Source organism: Algibacter lectus (assembly GCF_004368925.1).
Classification (GTDB): Bacteria; Bacteroidota; Bacteroidia; order Flavobacteriales; family Flavobacteriaceae; genus Algibacter; species Algibacter lectus.
This window is the reverse complement of the sequence record NZ_SORL01000007.1, coordinates 1661809-1684569: the sequence shown is the minus strand read 5'-3', so window position 1 is coordinate 1684569 and position 22761 is coordinate 1661809. Positions and strand designations below refer to the sequence as shown.

Annotated in this window: 17 protein-coding genes; 6 read left to right on the top strand and 11 right to left on the bottom strand. The window is 33.5% G+C overall.

Going from position 1 to position 22761, the window contains the following annotated elements; translation table 11 throughout:
• Positions 1-37: 37 nt before the first annotated feature.
• Positions 38-805 carry an ABC transporter ATP-binding protein gene (locus tag DFQ06_RS07645; protein WP_074938166.1) on the bottom strand — a complete coding sequence of 256 codons (768 nt, stop codon included), beginning with the start codon at positions 803-805 and terminating at the stop codon, positions 38-40.
• Complete coding sequence (locus tag DFQ06_RS07640) at positions 802-1542, bottom strand: MlaE family ABC transporter permease (RefSeq protein ID WP_074938163.1); 741 nt, start codon at positions 1540-1542, stop codon at positions 802-804. The genes DFQ06_RS07645 and DFQ06_RS07640 overlap by 4 nt, the downstream gene beginning before the upstream one ends.
• Before the next feature lie 105 nt (positions 1543-1647).
• Between DFQ06_RS07640 and pafA the strand changes: the two genes are divergently transcribed.
• Both pafA and DFQ06_RS07630 read left to right on the top strand, forming a co-directional pair.
• Positions 1648-3285, top strand: coding sequence for an alkaline phosphatase PafA (pafA, locus tag DFQ06_RS07635; RefSeq protein ID WP_074938160.1), 1638 nt, complete (start codon positions 1648-1650; stop codon positions 3283-3285).
• Positions 3286-4095 carry a DNA/RNA non-specific endonuclease gene (locus DFQ06_RS07630; protein WP_133966968.1) on the top strand — a complete coding sequence of 270 codons (810 nt, stop codon included), beginning with the start codon at positions 3286-3288 and terminating at the stop codon, positions 4093-4095.
• Positions 4096-4280: 185 nt separating this feature from the next.
• Here the strand turns inward: DFQ06_RS07630 and DFQ06_RS07625 are convergent, their stop codons facing one another.
• On the bottom strand, positions 4281-10361 hold the full coding sequence (locus tag DFQ06_RS07625) for an alpha-2-macroglobulin family protein (RefSeq protein WP_133966966.1): 6081 nt from the start codon (positions 10359-10361) through the stop codon (positions 4281-4283).
• A 140-nt stretch (positions 10362-10501) separates the two neighbouring features.
• Here DFQ06_RS07625 and DFQ06_RS07620 point away from each other — a divergent pair, with 140 nt between their 5' ends.
• A complete protein-coding gene (locus tag DFQ06_RS07620) occupies positions 10502-11455 on the top strand; it encodes a tetratricopeptide repeat protein (RefSeq protein WP_133966964.1) in 954 nt (317 codons plus the stop codon).
• Between the two features lie 10 nt (positions 11456-11465).
• Here the strand turns inward: DFQ06_RS07620 and DFQ06_RS07615 are convergent, their stop codons facing one another.
• The 3 genes from DFQ06_RS07615 to DFQ06_RS07605 all read right to left on the bottom strand — a co-directional run bounded on the left by DFQ06_RS07615 (position 11466) and on the right by DFQ06_RS07605 (position 13815).
• Positions 11466-12461, bottom strand: a complete 996-nt coding sequence (locus tag DFQ06_RS07615; RefSeq protein ID WP_133966962.1) for a DUF6695 family protein — start codon at positions 12459-12461, stop codon at positions 11466-11468.
• Entirely contained in the window at positions 12454-13179 is a 726-nt protein-coding gene (locus DFQ06_RS07610; protein WP_133966961.1) for an NRDE family protein, read from the bottom strand. Before DFQ06_RS07610 ends, DFQ06_RS07615 begins: the two co-directional genes overlap by 8 nt.
• Before the next feature lie 123 nt (positions 13180-13302).
• Positions 13303-13815 (bottom strand): lactoylglutathione lyase family protein, encoded by a 513-nt coding sequence (locus DFQ06_RS07605; protein WP_133966959.1) that lies wholly within the window; start codon positions 13813-13815, stop codon positions 13303-13305.
• A 120-nt stretch (positions 13816-13935) separates the two neighbouring features.
• Between DFQ06_RS07605 and DFQ06_RS07600 the strand changes: the two genes are divergently transcribed.
• From DFQ06_RS07600 to DFQ06_RS07590, 3 genes are all read left to right on the top strand, one after another.
• Positions 13936-14247 (top strand): winged helix-turn-helix transcriptional regulator, encoded by a 312-nt coding sequence (locus DFQ06_RS07600; protein WP_074938147.1) that lies wholly within the window; start codon positions 13936-13938, stop codon positions 14245-14247.
• Positions 14248-14376: 129 nt separating this feature from the next.
• Positions 14377-16005 carry an L-glutamate gamma-semialdehyde dehydrogenase gene (gene pruA / locus DFQ06_RS07595; RefSeq protein ID WP_133966957.1) on the top strand — a complete coding sequence of 543 codons (1629 nt, stop codon included), beginning with the start codon at positions 14377-14379 and terminating at the stop codon, positions 16003-16005.
• A gap of 329 nt (positions 16006-16334) precedes the next feature.
• Positions 16335-17294, top strand: a complete 960-nt coding sequence (locus DFQ06_RS07590) for a tetratricopeptide repeat protein (protein ID WP_042503096.1) — start codon at positions 16335-16337, stop codon at positions 17292-17294.
• Positions 17295-17306: 12 nt separating this feature from the next.
• On the opposite strand, the gene yidD is transcribed toward DFQ06_RS07590, so the two are convergent.
• The 5 genes from yidD to DFQ06_RS07565 form a co-directional block, all read right to left on the bottom strand.
• A complete protein-coding gene (gene yidD, locus DFQ06_RS07585; RefSeq protein ID WP_042503093.1) occupies positions 17307-17546 on the bottom strand; it encodes a membrane protein insertion efficiency factor YidD in 240 nt (79 codons plus the stop codon).
• A 70-nt stretch (positions 17547-17616) separates the two neighbouring features.
• On the bottom strand, positions 17617-19098 hold the full coding sequence (cysS, locus tag DFQ06_RS07580; RefSeq protein WP_042497296.1) for a cysteine--tRNA ligase: 1482 nt from the start codon (positions 19096-19098) through the stop codon (positions 17617-17619).
• 63 nt (positions 19099-19161) lie between these two features.
• Entirely contained in the window at positions 19162-19839 is a 678-nt protein-coding gene (gene folE, locus DFQ06_RS07575; RefSeq protein ID WP_042497298.1) for a GTP cyclohydrolase I FolE, read from the bottom strand.
• Positions 19840-20025: 186 nt separating this feature from the next.
• Entirely contained in the window at positions 20026-21522 is a 1497-nt protein-coding gene (locus DFQ06_RS07570) for an OmpP1/FadL family transporter (RefSeq protein WP_162857664.1), read from the bottom strand.
• A gap of 35 nt (positions 21523-21557) precedes the next feature.
• On the bottom strand, positions 21558-22685 hold the full coding sequence (locus DFQ06_RS07565; protein ID WP_133966955.1) for a hypothetical protein: 1128 nt from the start codon (positions 22683-22685) through the stop codon (positions 21558-21560).
• Positions 22686-22761: the final 76 nt, after the last annotated feature.

The following is a 22761-nucleotide window of genomic DNA, read 5'->3' as shown; positions in this document are numbered from 1 at the left end:
ATAACAACTTTAAAATAAAAATAATGGGTTACTGATTTTAGCTATTTTCTTCCAAGTACATTTTACGTACTTTTTTAAATAAGTTAGATGAATATACAAAGTCGGTAACCACTTCATTATCTGTTCTAAAAATGGTTTCCTTAGAACCTTCCCAAGCTTTTAGTCCATCTTTTAAGAACACAATTTTTTCACCAATTTCCATCACAGAATTCATATCATGAGAATTAATTACGGTTGTAATTTGATATTCTTCTGTAATCTCTTTAATTAAATTATCAATTACAATAGCTGTTTTTGGATCTAAACCAGAGTTGGGTTCATCACAAAACAAATATCTAGGTTTGTTTACAATTGCGCGAGCAATAGCAACACGTTTTTGCATACCTCCTGAAGCTTCACTTGGCATTTTGTTATGTGCATCTGGTAGATTCACTCTTTTTAAAACAAAGTCTACACGATCTTGCATTTCGCTTTTACTTTGTTTGGTAAACATTTGTAGCGGGAACATTACGTTTTCTGCAATAGTCATAGAATCAAACAAGGCACTTCCTTGAAAAACCATACCTATTTTTGCACGCATGTTTCGTTTTTCATCTTCTGTAAGTTTAGAAAATATATGCCCATCGTAAGCAATGCTTCCCTCTTCGTAATCGAATAGCCCTAATAAGCATTTTAAAAATACTGTTTTACCAGAACCACTTTGCCCAATAATTAAGTTTGTTTTTCCTTTTTCAAAAGTGGTTGTAATCCCTTTTAAAATATGTGCTTCTCCAAACGATTTCTGTAAATCTTTAACTTCTATCATGCGCTTAACAACATTTGGGTTAGTAAATAATTTAAAAGAATAATAACAACGCTAGTCCAAACAAATGCGGTTGTACTGGCTTTACCAACTTCCAAAGCGCCACCTTTCATGTAATATCCATGAAAAGATGGAATTGTTGCTAATATAAAGGCGAAAGCAAAAGTTTTTATAAAGGCGTAAGTAATATGAAACGGAATAAAATCCATTTGTATACCAACAATATAATCGTCTAATGAGCTAAAACCACCGTAAACACAGGCAGCCATGCCTCCAAGAATTCCTAAAAACATAGCGATAGAAATTACAAACGGATATAACATTAAAGAAATAAATTTTGGAAATACTAAATAGTTTAATGAGTTTATTCCCATAACTTCCAAAGCATCAATTTGTTCGGTAACTCGCATAGTACCAATACTCGATGTAATAAATGAGCCCACTTTACCAGCCATTACAATAGAAATAAAAGTGGGGGCGAATTCTAATATAATAGATTGTCTGGTAGCAAAACCAACCAAATATTTTGGAATTAAAGGATTGTCAATATTTAATGCGGTTTGTATGGTAACTACACCACCCACAAAAAAAGCAATAAAGGCAACAATGCCTAAAGATCCAATGATTAAATCGTCTATATCTTTTAATATTAGTTGCTTCATAACGCTCCATTTGGTTGGCTTGCGAAACATCTCAACAATCATTAAAAAATAAGCTCCTATATTATGTAGGTACGTCATATATAAATTTGAACTGCTAAAGTAAAAAAAGTTAGTGGGATTTAACGATTATTTTAAATTATCATGTTTTTAAAATATGTATTTTTGAAGCTTAAACCCATTATAATGAATAAAAATATTTTCTTTTTAGTTGTAGTTTTTGTGTTAAGTTTATCTTCTAAAGCACAAAATAAATCTGATGAAACTAACCCGAGATTGGTGGTTGGTATTGTTGTGGATCAAATGCGCTACGATTATTTAACAAGATTTGCAGACCGTTATGGAGAAGGCGGCTTTAAGCGTATGATGAATGAAGGTTTTAACTGTAAAAACAATCATTTTAATTATATTCCAACTTATACAGGGCCTGGTCACGCATCTATTTTTACGGGTACAAGTCCTAAATATCACGGCATTATCGCTAATAACTGGTACGATAAAGAATTAAAAACCATGGTCTATTGTGCACAAGACGATGCTGTTTCTTCTATAGGAACAAAAACAGATGCAGGAAAAATGTCTACACAACGCATGAAAACCACAACATTTGCTGATGAGAATAGGTTATTCACACAAATGCGTGGTAAAACTATAGGAATATCAGTAAAAGACCGTGGAGCTATTTTACCAGCAGGGCACACTGCAAATGCAGCATATTGGTTTCAAGGAAAAAATGAAGGAAACTTTATTTCTAGTTCTTTTTATATGAATGAATTACCTAAATGGGTAAGTAAATTTAATAAATCTGGTATTGTAAAATCATATCTTAAGCCATGGAATACATTATATAATATTGAGACATATTTAGAAAGTGGTAGTGATTTAAACGATTTTGAAGGTGGTTTTAAGGGACAAGCTACAGCAACATTTCCTTACGATTTAGATGCCTTAAAAGGAAAAAATGGTGGTTATGATATTTTGAAAGCAACGGCTTATGGTAATAGTTTAGTAGCCGATTTTGCTTTAGCAGCTTTAGTTGGTGAAGATTTAGGTAAAGATGAATTTACCGATGTTTTAACGGTTAGTTTTTCTAGTACTGATTATGTTGGTCATAATTTTGGAGTTAATTCTAAAGAAATTGAAGATACGTATTTACGTTTAGATAAAGATTTAGAGCGTTTCTTTAAAGGATTAGATGCTGAAGTAGGAAAAGGAAATTACACCGTATTTTTAACTGCAGATCACGGGGCTATTAACGTGCCTGCTTACATGAGGTCTAAAAAAATTCCTGCAGGATATTTGAATAATAAAGCTATGAGAACCGAGTTAGAAGCGTTTATGAAAACAACGTTTAAAGCCGATGATTTAATTGAAAACATAAGTAATAATCAAATATTTTTAAATCGTGAAAAGATTAAAACGTTAGGTTTAGATTTAGAAAACGTGCAAGATGCTATTGTTAACGAAATAATTAATTATACCAATGTTTACAAAGCTTACACAGCAACAACAATGGGGAAAGCTTCTTTTACAATAGGTATTGAAAAATTACTTCAAAATGGGTATAATCAAAAACGTTCTGGTGATGTTTTAGTTATTCAAGACCCAGCATATATATCTTACGGAAAAACAGGTTCTACACACGGTAGTGGTTTAAATTATGATACACACGTGCCGCTTTTATTCTTCGGAAAAGGAATTAAACATGGTAAAACCGTTAAGAGAACAGAAATTACAGATATTGCTCCAACAATTTCAGCGTTGTTAGATATTAATGCACCTAATTTTAAACTTGGAGAGCCTTTAGAATTCATTTTAGAATAAATGACGAAAAGAAAATTATTATCGGTTATTTCCGTCGTTATTCTGGTTGCTATTTATGGATATGAGCATTTTTTAGATGAAGAAGAAAAAAATGAAATTGTAACTGAAGGTAGAACATCTAAGAGTGATACAAACGAATACTTTTTGCCAACCAGTACAACAGGGCAAATTGTGCATCACGATGGATATTCGCTGTCTTACAGCGAGCCTTATGAACAAGCTGAATGGGTGGCTTATGAATTGAAGAAATCTCATTTATCTAAAAATGATTTTAAACGTCCGTATTTTGAAATAGATAAAGCGGTAAAAACAGGCGCAGCAGATTGGCGTAATTATAAAAAATCGGGTTACGATCGCGGGCATCTTTGTCCTGCTGGAGACCGACGTTATAGCAAAGAAGCGCACGATGAAACGTTTTTAACAAGTAATATTAGTCCGCAAAAGCACGATTTTAATGCTGGTATATGGAATACGCTAGAACAGAAAGTTAGATATTGGGCAAGTAAATATAATGGCGTTTTTGTAGTAACAGGAGGAGTGTTAAAGGGAAACATGAAAACCATTGGTGACGAGCAAGTAGCAGTGCCAAATCAATTTTATAAAGTTTTAATCGATAATAATTCGGGTAAAACTAAAATGATTGCTTTTTTAATGCCTAGCGTAGAGTCTAAACAACCCTTATATAAGTTTGTTGTATCTGTAGATGAAGTTGAAAAACTTACAGGAATCGACTTCTTTCCAGAGTTAGAAGATAGTTTAGAAAACAAATTAGAAGCTTCTAGTAGTTACAAAAACTGGAGTTTTAATTAATAATTCTATTTATAATATAAAAGCCGCTTTAAGTGTTAAACTTGAAGCGGCTTTTTTTGTTTTATAAGTTACTTGGAGTTTCCGTTGTCATGTCGACGAATGGAGACATCACATAATTTAGGATTATATGCATTATATGATTTCTCCTAACATCGAAATGACCTAACTTACTTTTTTTATTACTTCTAGTCAACTAAAACACGTACACCTTCACTATGGCTACTAAATTCTGGAGCATACATACTTTGTATCGTGGTTATGCCGTTGCTCATATTTCCGGAGTTATTTACACGTAAATCGTATTCAAAAACATAAACGCCTTTAGGTAAATAATCAAAAAAGAAGTTTGTGCTTGCATCTTTCGTGCTTTCATAATAGCCTAAACCATCTTGCCATTTATAAGCAGATATTACATTTACGGGCTCAAAACCTGCTGCTCGCATATCTTTCATATGTATAAATTCCATAGCTCTGTCGCTTTTAAGTTCTATACGTACACGTACTAAGTCACCAACATTTAAAGCGGTTTGCTCTGTTATTTCCGTTATTTTTTCACCAGTATCCGTATTTGTTTTTAAGAATAATTTCTTTTTCAATTGTAAAGGTGTTTCTGCTGAAGTAATTTTATCTAAATCTTCAAAATACTGCCAATACAAACTACCCCAAGCAATACCTGCTCCTTTTTTAGAAATACTAACGTCTCCCATTTCTGGTTTAATTTCAGCAGTATTCCACGATGTTTTATAGTAACCTGTTCCGGCTTCAACTTTTACATTTTCAAGTTTAGATGGTTCAATCTTTTGTCCGCCTAAAACAATTTCAACAGCATCGGTTACACTTAACCAATCGCTACCTTGCAGTAATAATGCATACACGGCATCGGTTGTAGATTTTGTGGTTTTCCAACGGTTGGTTTGTTTGTTTTTAAGTAACCAGATTTTTAAATTATCAATTGTTTCTGTATCATTTTCTATTTCCGAAAAGGCTTCAATTAATAAAGCTTGAGTTTCAATTGGTGCCTGATACCAGAACCAAGAGTTGGTATTAGCTTTCCAGTACATCCCTAGTTCTTCCGAAGTAATACTTGTTTCTTTGAGTGATTTTAAAATTTTGGTAGCCATAATAGGCGCATCATTTCTATGTGAAATTAAGGACATTAGACCTTTTGCATAAAGCGAACGACTTAACCAATATTTCTCAATTTGTGTTTGATAATAGCTAATGATTTCTTCAACTTCTTTAGATTTTTTAATATTAGGGAAGAAGCTTCGCATGTATAAATAATGCAATTGTGTATAGCTTAAATGGTCTAAATCTAAGTCCATATTCTTATCATACTTTCTAATGTCTTTGTATTCTTGAATAAATTCAGCATCCAAAAACTGAATGGCTTTAGAAACCATTTCGGCAGTTTTTTCATTAGCATCTGCAACAGAAAGTTGTTTTAAATGGCCAAAACCTGTAATTATATGTTGTGTAATGTATCGGTTTTCGCGGCCACCTTTAAACCAAGACCAAGCACCATTCGGCATTTGGTTAGCATCTAGTTTATTAACGGCAGATTGTAATTCGTTATTCATTTTGTTTAAATCGAATAATAAAGCAATACGTTTTTTCTGCTCCGTTTCGCTTTGTGCATCACGTAACCAAGGTGTTTCTTGAATTAAAATAGATTTTAAATCTTCATTTTTTTCTAAGTTAGAAAGCAACGCATCGCTATTTTTCCATTGGTTAAAAACCTCCTGAATTCTTGGGTTCGAGTTTGCAATATGGCTCGCCAGGGCATTGGCATAATAACGACTAAAAGTTTGCTCGTTACACTCGTATGGATATTCCATAAGGTATGGCAAGGCCTGAACCGCATACCAAGCAGGATTAGAGGTTACTTCTAGAGTAAGTTTATGGTTTTTTAAAGTTGAAGAGTTATTGTTTTTCAGCTTATCTAAAACAAATGTTTTAGTTTCATTGCTACGTACCCACATTGGTAAAGTTTCGGTTACCAACATGCGATTGCTTAAAACAGGTAAAGCATTTTGCTCGCCATCGCTATAATCGCCCGCTTTAGCAACAATTTTGTATTGCACAGCCTGTATGTTATCAGGAACGTTTAGTTGCCATGATACTTGTGTGTTACCGGCAGCATTTACATTGAAGGTTTTATCAGCTTCAGTAATACCTAATGCTCCGTTAATTTCTTTTCCGGTTAAGGCATCGGTTAAAATTAGCTTAGCCTGACCAGAAAGTACTTGGTCTGTAAGGTTTGAAATTTTAGTACTGATAGAAATAACATCGCCTTGGCGTAAAAAACGTGGTGCATTTGGCGAAACCATCAATTCCTTTTGGGTAACTGTTGTTAATGTTCTAGTGCTGCTTTCTAAGGTTTTGGTGTGCGCTAATAATTGTAATTTCCATTTTGTTAAAGCTTCTGGTGTATTGAAATTAAAGCTAATATTTCCGTCTTTATCTGTTTTTAACTGTGGAAAGAAAAAGGCTGTTTCTTGAAGGTTTTTACGAATTTGAACATCATCAAAATCGATTTCTTTAGGTTTCTCGGTAGAGGCTTCAGTATTATTAACTTCTTTTTGAGTGCCGTACCCAACAACAACGGTATCATCTAAACTAGACATTTCACTTTCCTCCATCATCATTTCAGGAGCTTCAATACGATCTTCAACGACGTGAACTCCAGAGACACTACCACTTCGTTTTTTAGCCATGCTAGACATACCTCTAATAGATATATTACGGTGTTGTCTTCCAAAATTAAAGCCAAACCAATCTAATTGATCATAATATTGTACAGGATATCTAACATTGGTATAGCTGTTATAAACTCTAAATTGGCTATTCCCAAAGCTTGAATTTGCTTGACTGTAAGTTCGTGTTCGGTATGTAGAATTCTGAATTGGGCTAAAGTACCAACTATGGTAGTTAAATTGATCTAAAGAGGCATCATACATACTTGCCAAAATTTCGGCACTTACTTTTTCGCCTTTTGGACCTTTAATTTTAAACTGCCAATTTTCTTCTGTGCCAGGTTGTAGTTTATCTCTAAACGTAATGGTTTCAATGTCTAGATTTGTTTTTGGGAAGGGAACTGAAATAAATACAGAACCAGATTGGTAGCTATTATAAACCGCAAAGCTGTAGTTTACCGTAAAGCCTCCTAAATCATTTTCCGTTACCGGAATTGTGATGCTTTTTTTGTTGTTATTAAGCTGTATAATTTCAGTTTTAATAATTTTTTCATCCTTTTCAATAGAGACGGTAAGGTTGATGTTTTTAGCTGAAGAAGCAAAGGTTATCACGGCCTTGTCTCCAATGTCATATCGATTTTTATTGGCTGAAACGCTCAATAATTGATTATCGGCTAATGTTTTATCAGTATCACTAAATAAGGTTGTTCTAGCTTCATCTTTAACGGTTTGTCCAAATTTATCTTCACTTTCTAGAACGATAATATATTGACCAGATTTCCATTTTTTTATGTTTCCTAGTTCTAAAGTTTTGGCTGTTTTTGTATTGAAGTCCTTTTGAAAAACTAAATCTCCTTTTTTCCAGTTTTTAGAATCATCTTCATCTTGAAAAGCATCGTGAGGAAAAAGTGTTTTAAAATTTTCGAAAGTAAAATTCTGATAATCTGGAGCATTCCAAGGCCTTGTTCTTAATACAAAGTCTGGAGCATTCAATTTATAAATTTTAATATAACCTTTGGCGTCAACAAAGGAGCCATTTAGGTTTTGTGTGTTTATAGAAATTTGGTTGTTTTTTTTAGTTTTATCTAAAATAGGATTTACCATAATATTAGCTATTAAAGCATGGTAACCTACGTTAACAACTGTTGTTGCGCTTCTTGTTTCTCCATTTAAATCGGTAACATCGGCCGTAATTTCATAATTAAAAATTGGTAAGCTCGATTTATCAATACTTTGATCTGGCTGTGCTTTAAAAGAAATTTCAAACTCACCTTTATCATTAGTTTTTGTTTCTCCATGTGTTATTTCTTGAGCTTCGCTGCTAAAATAAGGGCGATACCAATAATACCAACTTGGGTATCTCACTTTGCGTTTAACGGTGTAAACTACTTTGGCATCGGTAATATTACTGCCCGCATAAGCTAAGGCCTTACCGGTTATTTTAACCAAATCGTTTACTTTATAAGTATCTGTAACGGGAGTGAATTGAGTTTCAAATTTTGGGCGCTTGTATTCTTCAACCGAAAAATCTACTGTGTTTCTAAAGTTGATGCCGTTAGAAGCGGCATTAATTTCAATATAATAAGCGCCATTTAGACCTGAGTTAGGTAAAATAAAATCACCAGCAACCGAGCCAAAATCGTTTGTTTTTAGTTGTAATTCTTTTACTTTTTCACCATTAACGTTATAGAGATAAACCAAGACGTTTTGGTTTTCTAAAACTTCAGATTTATTGTTTTCTCTTTTTATAGCAATAGCTTTGAAGTATACGGTTTGCGATGGTCTGTAAATACTTCTGTCTGTAAATAAAAAAGATTTATAGGTTGTTTTTTCTTCGTTTTGGGTATTACTTCTATTAATATAATAATCGCCAAAGTATGCCAAGTCATTATTACTTTCAACCTTAAGTTTTACATTTCTGTACCAATGCTCTCTTTTTTTATTAATTTTAAATTGGCCTAAACTATTTGTTTTATGTTGCTCGGTTTTTATTTTGTTTGTATAGTTTTCTGTGTATGTTAATTCTACCGAAGCATTGGCTATTGGCGCTCCATTTGTTCTATCGATACATTGAAAAATTTTAAAATCAGGCGATTCGGTTTCGATTAAAGCCGTGTTTGTTATTTGAATGTTGGAAAATGAAAAATCTTTATCACTAGCGTTTTTAGTAGTTGCAACCAGAAGATATCTGCCATTATCTAGTTTAGGAAGTAAAACTTCGGTGCTGTGGCTTTGGTAATCGTTTTCATTTTTTAATGTGCTTTCCCAAGTTTTAGTAGATTTTAATGGCTTAATAAAATCCCATTGATCGTCACTATTATAAAGTGTCAGAAATTTTTCAAATTGTTTTTCGGTTACTTTATAGGCATTAAATTCAAGATGGTTTAAGTTTTTGTATTGTACAAAAATGCGTCCGTTTTGTTGAACCGGTAAAAACGCTTCACTAGTTAGCTGAAGTTGCGTACGGTTAATGATAGCTTTTAAAACTTCACACTTTTCTGCTCCATTACTTTTGGGAAACTTAGCGATAACTGCATCGCAGATTTCTAATGCTTCTTTAGCTTTCCATTTATATGTATTGCTTGTTTTTGAATTATAGGTATTACTTTGTTGGTAGTAAATTTGTGCAATTTCAAAATCATAAAGGCCAGAAACTTCGTGTTTTTTATGTTCTTTATTTTCTGCTTTTAAAGCATCGAGTAGTAAGGTTTCTTTGTTATTAAAAGTGGCATGTTCGTTTACAAATTTTAAGCGCTCAATATTAACATCGGCTAAGGCAAAAGGAGATTTGTCTTTTAAGTGAAAACGAGTTAAGTTTTGATAAATTTTTAAAGCCTGTAATTGTAGCGAGCTAGAATCTTTCGATGTTATTGTTAATTCAGCGAAAGTCTTAGCATCACTTAGAAGTTTTTCGTTATTAACTTCAAATTTATATGCAGGTTTGGTGATTTGAGTTTCATTAGTTTTATAAAACTCTAGAGCTGTATGGTTTAAAAAATCAAACAGTGTTGGTCTGTAAATTTTAGAATCTTTTTGTTCCGTTAAAATAGCTGCAAATTGTTTTAAATCTTCTTGCTGAAGCATTAAACCGTTTGCTAGCGAATTTTGAAAATGTAGGTGTGTTTCATCAAACAGCGTTTGTAAATCCCAAGTTCTAAAATCTGTAGCATCAACCTTTTCAGTGGTTTGTGTTCTGTTATAGAATTTCCATCGGTTTTGCTTGTAATATTGCCAATATAAATTGGCTAAAACATTCTCTAGGATGTTTTTAGTAGGAAATTCACTAGTTGCTATGTTTGATTTAAAATCGTTAATAATATCAAGTTGAGCATCTTCTTCTAATACTATAGCAAACTTGCTTTTAAAAAGCATAGTTTTTATAGTTTGGGCTTGGTTTTTATTGGTTTTGGCAATTTTTTCGATGTTTTCAACCACTTTTAAAGCCGATTTGGGTAAACCTTCAGCTTCAAACTTTGCTACATCTTGCCATAATTTGTCGTAATTAGGGCTTTGAGCAGAAGAAAAGTGTGAAAATAATATAACCATTAATATAGATAGTGTGTTTTTCATTGCATTAAATTTGTCTCTAAAATATGAACAAAAGCCGTTCCAAAATATACCAATGCGTGAACGGTTTCGTTTATTGAGTGAAGTTAACCATTTTTAGAGTAAGGCAGAAAGTTTAACTTTGCATTTTCGAACTAAAATCTATGAATAAATTTTTGATACTTCTGTTATTACCAATTATGGCCTTTTCTCAATCGCCTATTGCCGATTTTGAAGAGCTCGTTCGTAAGAAGCACTATCAAAAAGTCGAGCCTTTACTTATTCAATATTTAGAAAATACGCCTAACGATTTGCAAGCGATTGAATTATTAGGAGATGTTTATGGACATCAAAAACAATGGGATCATGCTATTGATAATTATAAAAAACTTGTTGAAAGTAAACCTAACACAGCCAATTATCATTATAAATATGGAGGTGCTTTAGGTATGAAGGCTCTATCGGTAAGTAAGTTTACCGCATTAGGATTAATAGGCGATATTAAAGGAGCATTTTTAAAGGCCGCGGAATTAGATGCAACCCATATTGATACGCGTTGGGCTTTAGTAGAGCTCTACATGCAATTACCCGGAGTTTTAGGCGGAAGTAGAAGTAAGTCTTTACAATATGCTGAGGAACTTGAAGTGCTTTCTAAAGTAGATGGCTATTTGGCTAAAGGTTATATTTATGAATATGATGACGAACCTAAATTAGCAGAAAAATTTTATAAAATGGCTATAACCGAAGGTGGATCGCTAAACTGTTTTGATAAGTTAACTGCTTTTTATGAAAATGAAAAAAGACCTGAAGATGCCATAAAAAATATAGAGCAAGCCGAAGCTAAGCATAAGCGTAATGCATTACACTACCAAATAGGAAAAGTTGCTGCAGAATATAACGTTGAACTGGAGAAAGGAGAAGCTTGTTTAAATCAATATATTCAACATTATTCTGCGAAAGATGGTGTGCCAAAAGCTTGGGCTTATTACCGATTGGCTCAAATAGAAACCCATCAAAAAAATAAAGAAAAAGCTTTAAAGTATATTGATTTAGCAATTGCTGAGTTGCCAAAAATTAAGGTGTTCCAAAAGCAAAAAGAAGCTGTTTTAAAACTTTAAATCTATCTGTTTAGTCATCTATTCTGTTAAATCTATAAATAGTTTCATTTTGTTTTATATGAAAGAATTTACAGTTAGAATAAGGCACAAATTCAAAAGTTTGATTAAAATTAAACCCTTCATTTTCAATTTTAAAAAAGGCGTCTACATCTATATTTCCGTAAGGAGAAACACGCCTAAATCTATAGTTTAAAGCATTTTTCGTTTCATGCAGTTCAAACCATGCTCCAGCAGCAATGCCAGATAACCATTGCGCCTTTTGATGTGTACAGCTAACTGGTTTGGGATTTAAAGTACCAATGAGGTTTACTTTATGATCTTTAAGTTTATCTAAAAAACAACGTAAATTTTCACTCTTTTGCGAACCTTTAAATTCTGAAATTTTACCAGTTTCCGATACTTTAAAAACATGCGGTCCTGTATTAGCTAGTAGCACATTGCCAACCGTACTTGGTGTAAACCACTTCGAGTTTTCTATATTTTTTTGCATTTTTGGTTCTGTAACAGAGGCAATTAAAGCATCGCAAACAAAACGAGCGCAATTACTAGCATTTTTAATAAAGGCTGCATAACGAATAAAATGTTCGTTTTGCATGTTGGTAATAAACGTTCTTGCTTTTTTGTAGTCTATAACATTACAAACCGAGGCAATCAAATTACCCTCTCCATGAGTTAATTTAGGGTGTGTGGCTAAAAACTTTAAAATTTCGTCTAAATTCAATATTTTATCATCTTTAATCTCTGCTTTTAGCGGGAAATGTAATTCGTTATCAGTATCTCTACCTCGAACACGTCCGTTGGGTTCTGGGGTTATGTAACGTCCAAAATCGTGATATTCTAGAACACCTGTTTCTTTTTCAATTAAAACTAAAGCAGCATGACCAGCACGCAAATAATTCTTTTTTCCAACCCCTACAAATCTTAAAAATGGAGAAAACCATTCATCGGAAACCATAACAATGGTGTCAGGGTAGGCGAGTGTTAAAATAATTCCGGTATTATCCATTAACTATTTGAGGTGTTTTTAATGTTTTGGTAGAAATAGTTTGGTTTTGTAAACTTTCGTAACGCATACTTACGTTGCTATTTGTTTTTTTTACTTGTGTAATACTTGTGGTTTTTACTGTACCTCGGTCCATTACGGTACCATAATCCATATTGTTTTTACCCGCCGTTTTATGAAACGTTAAAATAGATTCCGAAGTTAATACGTTTTCTTTTTTATAGTCGTTAAACCATTGTAAACGTTCGGTTTTCATGGAGGGATTGTATAACGTGGCCGACGACCAAATTTTTGGCTCTAAAGGTAGTTGTGTAAAATGTTTAGTGTTACCATCCCAAACGAGTTCGTAAAATTTTAAATTAGAATTCCAATCGGAAATTGCAATAGTAAAAGGTTCAATATCCTCGAAGTTGTAGTTTTCAATACAAATTTCAATATTGTCGGCAACTAAAAAATCTTTAGCAACTACACCACGGCTTATTCTGTATTCCGTTCTTCTTTCATGAATTGTAAAACCACCATTGAGTACGCAAATAAGTCGGTTTTTTTCACTTGCGCCAATCCATGTTCCGCCAGCCAATTTATCTTTGGGGAATAAAAGGGTGGTGTTTTCAACGCTATAAAAATCGGGTTGAAGAGAAATACGATTTGGAGCTTCATCTCTATTAGAGGTTAGAACAAAGTCGTTATTCTCAGTTGGGAAAATAGTTACTGTACACATAAATTTATAGTCTGAAAACCGATTGGCAACTTACGAAAAAATGTTTCAAAATTTAAAATTTAGAAAGTCAAAAATCGGTTTTAGAGACTAAAGTAGACTTTTACGCCCTTGTATAACTAGAAATTATTTGGAGTAAGCTCCCGAAGAATAAGTTAATTCGTAGCTATGTGTGTATATTTCAAAAACAATTCCGAAAGGATCTTCTACATAGCACATTTTATAAGGTTTATCATCTGGATAATATTCGCGAATAGGCATTCTTTGTTTACCGCCGTTTTTTACAATTTTATCTATTAGTGTTTCAATGTCAGGGTCTTGTATGCAAAAATGAAACAATCCTGTATTGAAAGGACTAAATTCTGGAGCTTCTTTTACGCCATGCGGAAAGCAAAAAAGTTCGATGCCAATACCATCAGATGTAGATAAATGTGCGATTTCAAAGGTTTCCCAATCTTCACCAAAAACATCAATACACATTTGCCCGATGGCTGTATCGCTTTCTTTTTTTACTTCAGAAGGTTCCATGATAATGTACCAACCCATAACTTCTGAGTAGAATTGTACTGCTTTTTTTATATCCGGAACCGTGATTCCGATGTGTGAAAACGATTTTGGATAATTTTTATTTAAAGTCATAATTCAAAGTTTTATTATGCAAACTAAGGTTATATTTGCCAATCTGGCAATAACTTACTAAAAAGTAGTATAGTTACTAAAAGGAGTAAAATAATGATTTATAATTGATTATGTTTTAAAATGAATAAAAATAATTATTGCCCTCTTAATTATACCATGACTTTAATTGGTACAAAATGGAAACCATTAATATTATTTCATCTTTTAGAAGGTGCATTGCGTTCTGGGGTTTTACAGAAACAGATTATTGGTATTTCTAATAAAATGTTTACACAAACGGTTCGCGAATTAGAGAAAGATGGCCTCGTTATTAGAAAAGTATATCCTGTAGTGCCACCCAAAGTGGAATATACATTAAGTGAGCGCGGAAAATCTTTAGAAAATATTTTGAGAAGTTTAGATGAATGGGGAGCAAACGATTTGGATAATTAGTTAAAGCAGTTATAATAATTTATTATAAATTAATGATGTTTTATGAGTCTTTGTATCTTGAAAATCATTTTAAAATTATTAGATTTGTCGTGTATTTACTGAATATTCAATAACGAAAAATAGAAAATCATGGGAAAAGGCTTTTTTAACGTGCCAGTTGCTATTAACGAACCTGTAAAATCTTACGCACCAGGAAGTCCTGAAAGAGCGGAAGTTTTAGAGGCTTATAAAACAATGTTTAATAGTAAAGTGGACGTTCCTTTGTACATAAACGGTGAGGACGTTGAAACGGGTAACACCAGAACAATGTCTCCTCCGCACGATCACAAACATGTGGTTGGAACTTATCACGTAGCAGAGCAAAAACATATTGATGATGCTATTGCTACTGCCTTAGAAGCTAGAAAAACATGGAGTTTACTACCTTGGGAGCAACGTGCAGGAATCTTTTTAAAGGCTGCCGAATTAATAGCAGGTCCATACCGAGCTAAAATTAATGCTGCAACCATGATTGCGCAATCTAAAAACATATACCAAGCAGAAATTGATGCAGCTTGTGAGCTTATCGACTTTTTACGTTTTAACGTACAGTTTATGTCGGATATTTACATGGAGCAACCAGAAAGCACAAGTGATGCCTGGAACCGTGTTGAGTATCGCCCACTAGAAGGTTTTACATATGCTGTAACACCATTTAACTTTACTGCAATTGCTGGAAATTTACCAGCTTGTATGGCATTAATGGGGAACGTTGTAGTTTGGAAACCTAGTGATAGCCAAGTGTATTCTGCAAAAGTTATTATGGATGTGTTTAAAGAAGCAGGTGTTCCTGCTGGCGTTATTAACGTTGTTTTTGGAGATCCGGTAATGATTACAGATACGGTATTGGCTAGTCCAGATTTTTCTGGATTACACTTTACAGGTTCTACTTATGTATTTAAAGAACTTTGGAAACAAATAGGGAATAACATCCATACTTATAAAACGTACCCAAAAATTGTTGGAGAAACAGGAGGGAAAGATTTTATTGTAGCTCACAAATCGGCAAATGCTAAGCAAGTTGCAACGGCAATTGTTCGTGGAGCATTTGAATTTCAAGGTCAAAAATGTAGTGCGGCATCTCGTGCTTACATTCCAAAAAGTTTATGGAGTGATGTAAAGAATTTTGTGATAGAAGATGTAAACTCTTTTAAAATGGGTTCTCCAGAAGATATGAGTAACTTTATTACTGCTGTTATTCACGAGGGTTCTTTTGATAAATTAGCTAAATATATTGATCAGGCTAAAGCAGATGCTGATGCAGAAATTATTGTTGGTGGAGGTTATGATAAAAGCAAAGGTTACTTTATAGAGCCAACTGTTATACTTACAACAAACCCTAAATATACAACTATGAGTACAGAGCTATTTGGCCCTGTAATTACTATTTACGTGTATGAGGATAACGCTTACGCGGAAACATTAAAGTTAGTTGATGAAACAAGTGATTATGCATTAACTGGAGCTATTTTATCTACCGATAGATATGCAGTAACTCAGGCAACTGAAGCTTTACAAAATGCGGCAGGAAACTTCTATATTAATGATAAACCAACCGGTGCCGTTGTAGGACAGCAACCATTTGGAGGCGCAAGAGCATCTGGAACTAATGATAAAGCTGGAAGTGCACAAAACTTATTACGTTGGGTGTCACCAAGAATGATAAAAGAAACGTTTGTAACACCTAAAGATTACCGTTACCCATTTTTAGGAGAATAAATCTTAAAACATATATTTTTAAAAGACCATCTAAAATTTTTAGATGGTCTTTTTTGGTTTATGAAATTTTAGTGTGAATGACATAAACTTTGTTTGAAATTGATAAATAAATCAATAAAAAGCCCCGCGTTAAGGATTGAACGGCTTGTTTGAGCTCCCCGACCATAGGAGGGAGCGAGTAGTGAAAGCCTGCCCCGAAGGGAAACGCCCGAAAAAATGAATGCCTTTGCCGAATAGAAAATGTATAGTATTATCTAAAAAATAATTACCTTTCATAAAAAATTGCAGAAGCCATATAAATGGCATATTAATTGTTGAATTAATATAATATGAAAAAATATTTTACTTTAATTTTAGTTGTTGTACCAATATTGATATTTGGTCAGGCAAATAAATTGTTTCGTCAAGCCTTAAAAACTGAAGATTTAAGCGAGCGCATTGAGCTTTTAACTCAGGTAATTAGTTTAGACTCGGATAAGTTAGATGCTTATTTTTATCGTGCAATTGCAAAAAATGACTTGGGTGATTACTCGGGAGCTATAATCGATTATTCTAAAATAATAATTACAGAGCCTGATGCCGATAGTTACTTTAATCGTGGTAATGCTCGATATAGCTTAGAAGATTTTGAAGGTGCTAGGCAGGATTATAGAGATGCTGTAAAAATAGATCCTAATTTCTTGGATGCGCTTTATAGTTTGGCTTGTGCTAATTTCGATTTAAGCGATTATACAGGAACTATTGAGGTGCTTAATGATTTGCTAAGTAAGGAGCCATATTATCCAAAAGGGTATACGTTGCGTGGTTTGGTTTTTGAGAATTTAGAGAATTACAAACAAGCCTTAAAAGATTATACAGTGGCGGTACTCATGGATCCGTCGGCAGATACGTACTACAATCGTGGTGTGTTTTTGTTGAGTATTAATTACTATAAGAAAGCAAAAAATGATTTTTCGACAGTATTACGATTGAATGAAAATAACGGGTTTGCTTATTTCTATAGAGGGACAACTCATTTGCTTTTAGGGAAATATAAAAATGCTGTTTCGGATTTTGAAACGGCGTTAAAATTTGATTCGTTAGACTTTGATGCTATGCTTGGACTTGCTATGACTTACTATAAGTTGAAAGATTTACCAAATACCAAATTATACTACAACAAGGCTAAAGATATTTTACAAAGAAATGGAAACACTGCTTCTGGAATTACGTTGTTTGAAAATACATATTGGCACAAAAATCAGTTCTATTTCTTTAATGAAAACGTAAAAGAGCTGGAAGAGCTTTAGTTTGTAAGCTGTTTATTTCTTGTCTTTTTCAGGAACAGGATCGTATCCTGAACCTCCCCAAGGATGACAGCTAAAAACACGTTTTATAGCTAACCAACCGCCTTTAAGGATGCCATGTTTTTCTAAGGCTTCTTTAGAGTATTGCGAGCAAGTAGGGTGGAACCTACAGGTTGCAGGTGTGAGTGGCGATATCAGTTTTTGATAAACCTTTATTAAGAATAGAAATGGTGCTACTAATATTTTTTTCAGCATAAGATCTAAATAAGATTATAAAACCTTAAGTTATAAAGTAGCTTTCTGAATTTCTACAAAAAAGAAAGTGTTAGTTAACCGAATAGGTTGTACCGTCTTTACCATCTTTTAGCAAGATACCGGCTTCGGCTAGTTCGTCACGAATTTTATCAGATAAAGCAAAATCTTTATTAGCTCGAGCTTCTTGTCTTAGTTTTATTAAAACATTTACAGCACCAGTTAATTTATCGGTTCCAGAATCGTTTTTAACTACGTTTTCTAAGCCTAAAACATCAAAAACGAAGATGTTCATGGTATTTGTTAAAGTTGCTAAATCTTCGGCAGAAATAGTTTCTTTACCTTCTTTTATTTGGTTAATATATTTTGCTGCTTCAAATAAATTAGCAATTAAAATCGGCGAGTTAAAATCATCGTTCATAGCATCATAGCAAGATTGTCTCCAAGCATTGATATTTATAGTTGATGCTTTTGATACTTCTAATTTTTCTAATAAATTAACAGCATCCATTAGTCTGTAAAAACCTTTTTCACTGGCTAATAAACCATCATTAGTTAAATCTAAAACACTTCTGTATGACGATTGTGCTATAAAAAATCTAATAACACTAGGCGCATATGCTTTACTGAAAAAATCGTTATTACCCGAAAGTAACTCGTCTGGATTTACCGTGTTTCCGGTAGATTTAGACATACGTTGTCCGTTTAATTCGAGCATATTGGCGTGCATCCAATAGTTTACAGGCGATTTTCCTTTGGCTGCTTCATTTTGTGCAATTTCACATTCGTGATGTGGAAATTTTAAATCCATTCCACCACCGTGAATATCAAATTGCTCTCCTAAATACTTTGTACTCATGGCAGTACATTCTAAATGCCATCCAGGAAAACCATCGCTCCAAGGCGAAGGCCAACGCATAATGTGTTGAGGTTCTGCTCTTTTCCAAAGGGCAAAATCTTGTGGATTTCTCTTATCACTTTGTCCGTCGAGTTCTCTTGTATTGTGAATTAAATCTTCAAGTTTACGTTTACTTAATTTTCCGTATTCATGAGTTTCATTAAATTTATGAACATCAAAATATACAGATCCGTTTACTTCGTAACCAAAACCATTTTCGATAATGGTAGAAATTAATTCAATTTGTTCAATAATATGCCCTGTTGCCGTAGGTTCTATACTTGGCGGTAAAAAATTGAACGTGTTTAATATATTATGAAAATCTACAGTGTAGCGTTGTACTACTTCCATAGGTTCTATTTGCTCTAAGCGTGCTTTTTTAGTAATTTTATCTTCACCAGCATCTGCATCGTTTTCTAAATGTCCAGCATCGGTGATGTTCCGTACGTAGCGTACTTTATAACCTAAATGTTTTAAATAACGAAACACCATATCGAAAGACATAAATGTTCTAACATTACCTAAGTGCACATTGCTGTAAACCGTAGGCCCACAAACATACATACCAACATAGCCAGTTTCAATAGGTGTAAAGGTTTCTTTTTTTCCTGAAAGAGAATTGTATATTTTGATAGGGTTATGCTCGAAAAGTTGCATGCGTTAAATGTTGTTAGGTTGAGATGTTGTTGATTGAAAATCGAGAGTGAATAAATTAAAAACTTAAAATTTAGTTTCTAATTTAATGTAATCTAAAAACTCTCTTCTAGTAGATTCTTCTTTAAATTTACCACCAAATTCTGAAGTTACAGTACTGCTCTCAATATCGCGAATACCTCTAGAGTTTACGCATAAGTGCTTAGCATCTATAACGCAAGCAACATCGTCTGTGTTTAATACTTCCTGTAATGCTTTTACAACTTGAATTGTTAAACGCTCTTGAACTTGTGGGCGCTTTGCATAATAATCTACAACACGGTTCATTTTAGATAAACCAACTACCGTTCCGTTAGAGATATAAGCAATGTGTGCTCTTCCAACAATTGGTAATAAATGGTGTTCGCATGTTGAGTATACTGTTATGTTTTTTTCAACAAGCATTTCTCCATACTTGTATTTGTTGTCAAAAGTAGATGCTTTTGGTTTTTTCTTAGGGTCTAAGCCTCCAAAAATTTCGTTTACAAACATTTTTGCAACACGATTAGGTGTACCACTTAAACTGTCGTCGGTTAAATCTAACCCTAATGTTTCTAAAATGTGACGTACATCGTCTTTAATAATGTCTATTTTCTCTGAGTCAGAAAGGGTAAAAGCATCATTCCTTAAAGGCGTATCTGCTGATGTTCCAATATGGTCTTCGCCCAAAGTATCGTGTTCTTCTATATTATTATCCATTTTCATTTGCGAAAAATATCTTATTTTTAAGTCTGCAAAGATAAGTAATTCCGTTTTGTTATGTTTTATCTTAACATATAATTGTTGTTTCTACTTGGTCTGTTTTCTCTTTTAAATATTACAATTAAAATGAAAAAAGCTCGAACATTTTAAAGTTCAAGCTTTTTAAGTGTTTTAAAATTGAAATATTTACTAGATATTGAAGCTTAAAGATAGTGTAACATTAGAGTTTACTCTATCGATATCGACGGTATCAATTAGTCCAACATTGTATAATGAAGTTTGGTATGAGCGTTTAGCCTGATCGAAGGTTAAATCTAATTTTGTGTTACCAAAATTATATCCCAAACCTAAAGAGAATCCATTTAAATCTCCAACAGTAACACCATCGGTATATGGGCTTTCTTCAAATCTATAACCACCTCTAAAACTTAATTGTTTCACTTTGTACTCACCACCAAAACGGTAAGTAGAAGCAGAGGTTAATACGTTTGTAATATCTCCGTTTAAATCTGTATAATCTACTTCTGGTTTAAATGTAGTGTTGGTATAGTTTTTATTCGAATAATCGAAACTAATTAAACCTTGTTGTCCAAAAATATAAGCTATACTCCCTGTAAATTCCCCTGGTGTTTGTAGTTTGTATTCTGGGTAAATGTTAATAATGTTAGAGATAAAACCAATCTCGTCGTCTGCTTCAAGTGAATAAATCGACTGACTTGCTTCTTCTTGAATTGTATACCAAGTAGGTGAATCGTAAGCTAACCCCATACGGAGTTCTGGTGTAATTTTTAAAATAGCTCCTAATTGAAATGAAAACCCATTTCCAGTAGTAGCTAAATTGTTTTCAAATTCGACGTCGTTATTTTCAGTAAAAAAATTAGATTGTTGGTAGTCTATAAAATGAGAGTTCAAATTTATACCTAAGTATAAATTATCTTCATATTGGGTTGCAAAGTTGAAACTAATCTTTCCATTATAACCTGTAGATATTTTAGAATAAGTTTGGTTGTATGGAGATCCGCTCAAGATACTTACATAATCTATATTATCATTATTTGTAGTGTCGTCAGTATTTAATGGGTCTATGATTCCTCCCCAATATCCTAAAAAAGCTTGTTGGTATTTAAAACCAACTTCTGGAATTGCACCTATATCAGCATAAGCATTTTCTATGAATTCATCACCTTGTAGTTTTAAAACACCAAAAGGAATTACTGTATTTCTAGTATAGTCTAAAAAATATTGATCTATAGAGGTGTTGCCAATTCCTTCAGCATACCAACTATTATTATGGTCATTCGTTCTGTCGTAAGCTATGGCTAAAGTAAATTTTCTCCATGGCGAATTATTATTACTTTTAAAAACAAAAGCGGCTCCACCTTGGTTTAAATCTAATTTAGAATCGTTTGTTTTTTCAATGTTTCCAAAATAGTTTGCAGTGTTGTTTTTATCTGCACTTATTAATGAAAACGATGCGTGACTTTGACTGAATACAGCCGAGCCAGCAGGGTTTATACTTACTGCACTCAAATCACCTCCAAGAGCACCAAAGGCACCGCTTAACGCTCTAAATCTGGCGCTTCCTTGAATTTCATCTTGCGAGTAGCGTAAGGCGTCACTAATATCTTGAGCGTATATATTAGACATAGAGAATACACCTATGAATAGTAAACTTAACTTTTTCATATATAAATAGTTTTCTTTTTTTTTCTTAGAATGAATTAACGACGTCTTCCTCCGCTAGATGAGGATCTTGTGCTACCTGAACTTCGGCTACTACTGCTACTTGATGATCTTGTGGTTGATCCACTAGAACTTGATGAGCTTCTTGTGCTTGGTGTGTAAGTAGAGCTTCTTGAGTTAGATGAAGATCTTGTGCTTGAAGGTGAAGAGCTTCTACTGCTTGTTGATGGCGTGTATGTAGAACTACGTCTTGTTGTAGTTGATGTTGATCTCGATGTTGAATTTGTAGACGGCGTTCTAGTTACAGTAGATGTTCTTCTTGAAGTTGTTGAGCTAGGTGTTGAGCTTCTTCTAACTGTGTTGCCGTTGATTGTAGAACTAGATGTGCTACTTCTTCTCGTTGTAGTATTGTATTTTGAAGTAGAGCTACTACGTCCTGAAGTAGTTGAAGCACTAGTACGACGATTTGTGTTTACTGCAGTTCCATAGCTAGTTCTTCTACTAGCATTGTATGCTACTCGGTTATTATTGTAATTTCTATTATTGTAGTTGTAGTAACCACCTCTGTTACCCCAGTATCCGTTAAAACCATTGTAGCTCCAGTTGTTGTAATAACCCCAGCCGCCATAACCGCCATAAAAAATATTGTTGTAACCTCCATAACGGTATGGATTATAGTAGCCCCAGTTGTTAAATCTGTTCCAACCCCAATTGTTATATCTATTCCATTCCCAACTGTTGTAACCCCAATTATTCCATCCGTAGTTATTCCATCCATTGTCTATATAGTTAATAGTAACGTTGTTGGTGGCTTGTCCCCAGCCTGCATAACCTTGGTATGTATTATCTGTTACAATAGCTTCTTCATCAGTATAATTGTCACTTTCGTAACTATCAATATCTGTGAAAATCTCGCTATTCACTATCATTTGTTCGGTTTCTAAAGCACCTGTTTTAAAATAGTTTTCGTAATATTTACTATTTGAGCTGCTTGGAGTTGCAACTTCTGTTTCTTCGTTTTGAACAACGCGAACAGTTTCCTCGCCATAAATTCCATCATTGTCAACACCTACGTATTGATATGAGCCACAAGATGACACACCAATTAGCAAAGCAAGCAGTACTAAGTTTGGCATTTTTTGTTTTAAGTAGCTATTTAATTGCATATCTGTATAATTTTATTGTTGGACACTACAAAAATAGTTAGTTTTGCTGAACTATTTTATTATTTAACATAATCAC

Excerpts from the sequence above, each read along its gene's own strand:
- DFQ06_RS07645 (WP_074938166.1), bottom strand. The coding sequence starts at position 805 with ATGATAGAAGTTAAAGATTTACAGAAATCGTTTGGAGAAGCACATATT.
- DFQ06_RS07640 (WP_074938163.1), bottom strand. The coding sequence starts at position 1,542 with ATGACGTACCTACATAATATAGGAGCTTATTTTTTAATGATTGTTGAG.
- pafA (WP_074938160.1), top strand. The coding sequence starts at position 1,648 with ATGAATAAAAATATTTTCTTTTTAGTTGTAGTTTTTGTGTTAAGTTTA.
- DFQ06_RS07630 (WP_133966968.1), top strand. The coding sequence starts at position 3,286 with ATGACGAAAAGAAAATTATTATCGGTTATTTCCGTCGTTATTCTGGTT.
- DFQ06_RS07625 (WP_133966966.1), bottom strand. The coding sequence starts at position 10,361 with ATGAAAAACACACTATCTATATTAATGGTTATATTATTTTCACACTTT.
- DFQ06_RS07620 (WP_133966964.1), top strand. The coding sequence starts at position 10,502 with ATGAATAAATTTTTGATACTTCTGTTATTACCAATTATGGCCTTTTCT.
- DFQ06_RS07615 (WP_133966962.1), bottom strand. The coding sequence starts at position 12,461 with ATGGATAATACCGGAATTATTTTAACACTCGCCTACCCTGACACCATT.
- DFQ06_RS07610 (WP_133966961.1), bottom strand. The coding sequence starts at position 13,179 with ATGTGTACAGTAACTATTTTCCCAACTGAGAATAACGACTTTGTTCTA.
- DFQ06_RS07605 (WP_133966959.1), bottom strand. The coding sequence starts at position 13,815 with ATGACTTTAAATAAAAATTATCCAAAATCGTTTTCACACATCGGAATC.
- DFQ06_RS07600 (WP_074938147.1), top strand. The coding sequence starts at position 13,936 with ATGAATAAAAATAATTATTGCCCTCTTAATTATACCATGACTTTAATT.
- pruA (WP_133966957.1), top strand. The coding sequence starts at position 14,377 with ATGGGAAAAGGCTTTTTTAACGTGCCAGTTGCTATTAACGAACCTGTA.
- DFQ06_RS07590 (WP_042503096.1), top strand. The coding sequence starts at position 16,335 with ATGAAAAAATATTTTACTTTAATTTTAGTTGTTGTACCAATATTGATA.
- yidD (WP_042503093.1), bottom strand. The coding sequence starts at position 17,546 with ATGCTGAAAAAAATATTAGTAGCACCATTTCTATTCTTAATAAAGGTT.
- cysS (WP_042497296.1), bottom strand. The coding sequence starts at position 19,098 with ATGCAACTTTTCGAGCATAACCCTATCAAAATATACAATTCTCTTTCA.
- folE (WP_042497298.1), bottom strand. The coding sequence starts at position 19,839 with ATGAAAATGGATAATAATATAGAAGAACACGATACTTTGGGCGAAGAC.
- DFQ06_RS07570 (WP_162857664.1), bottom strand. The coding sequence starts at position 21,522 with ATGAAAAAGTTAAGTTTACTATTCATAGGTGTATTCTCTATGTCTAAT.
- DFQ06_RS07565 (WP_133966955.1), bottom strand. The coding sequence starts at position 22,685 with ATGCAATTAAATAGCTACTTAAAACAAAAAATGCCAAACTTAGTACTG.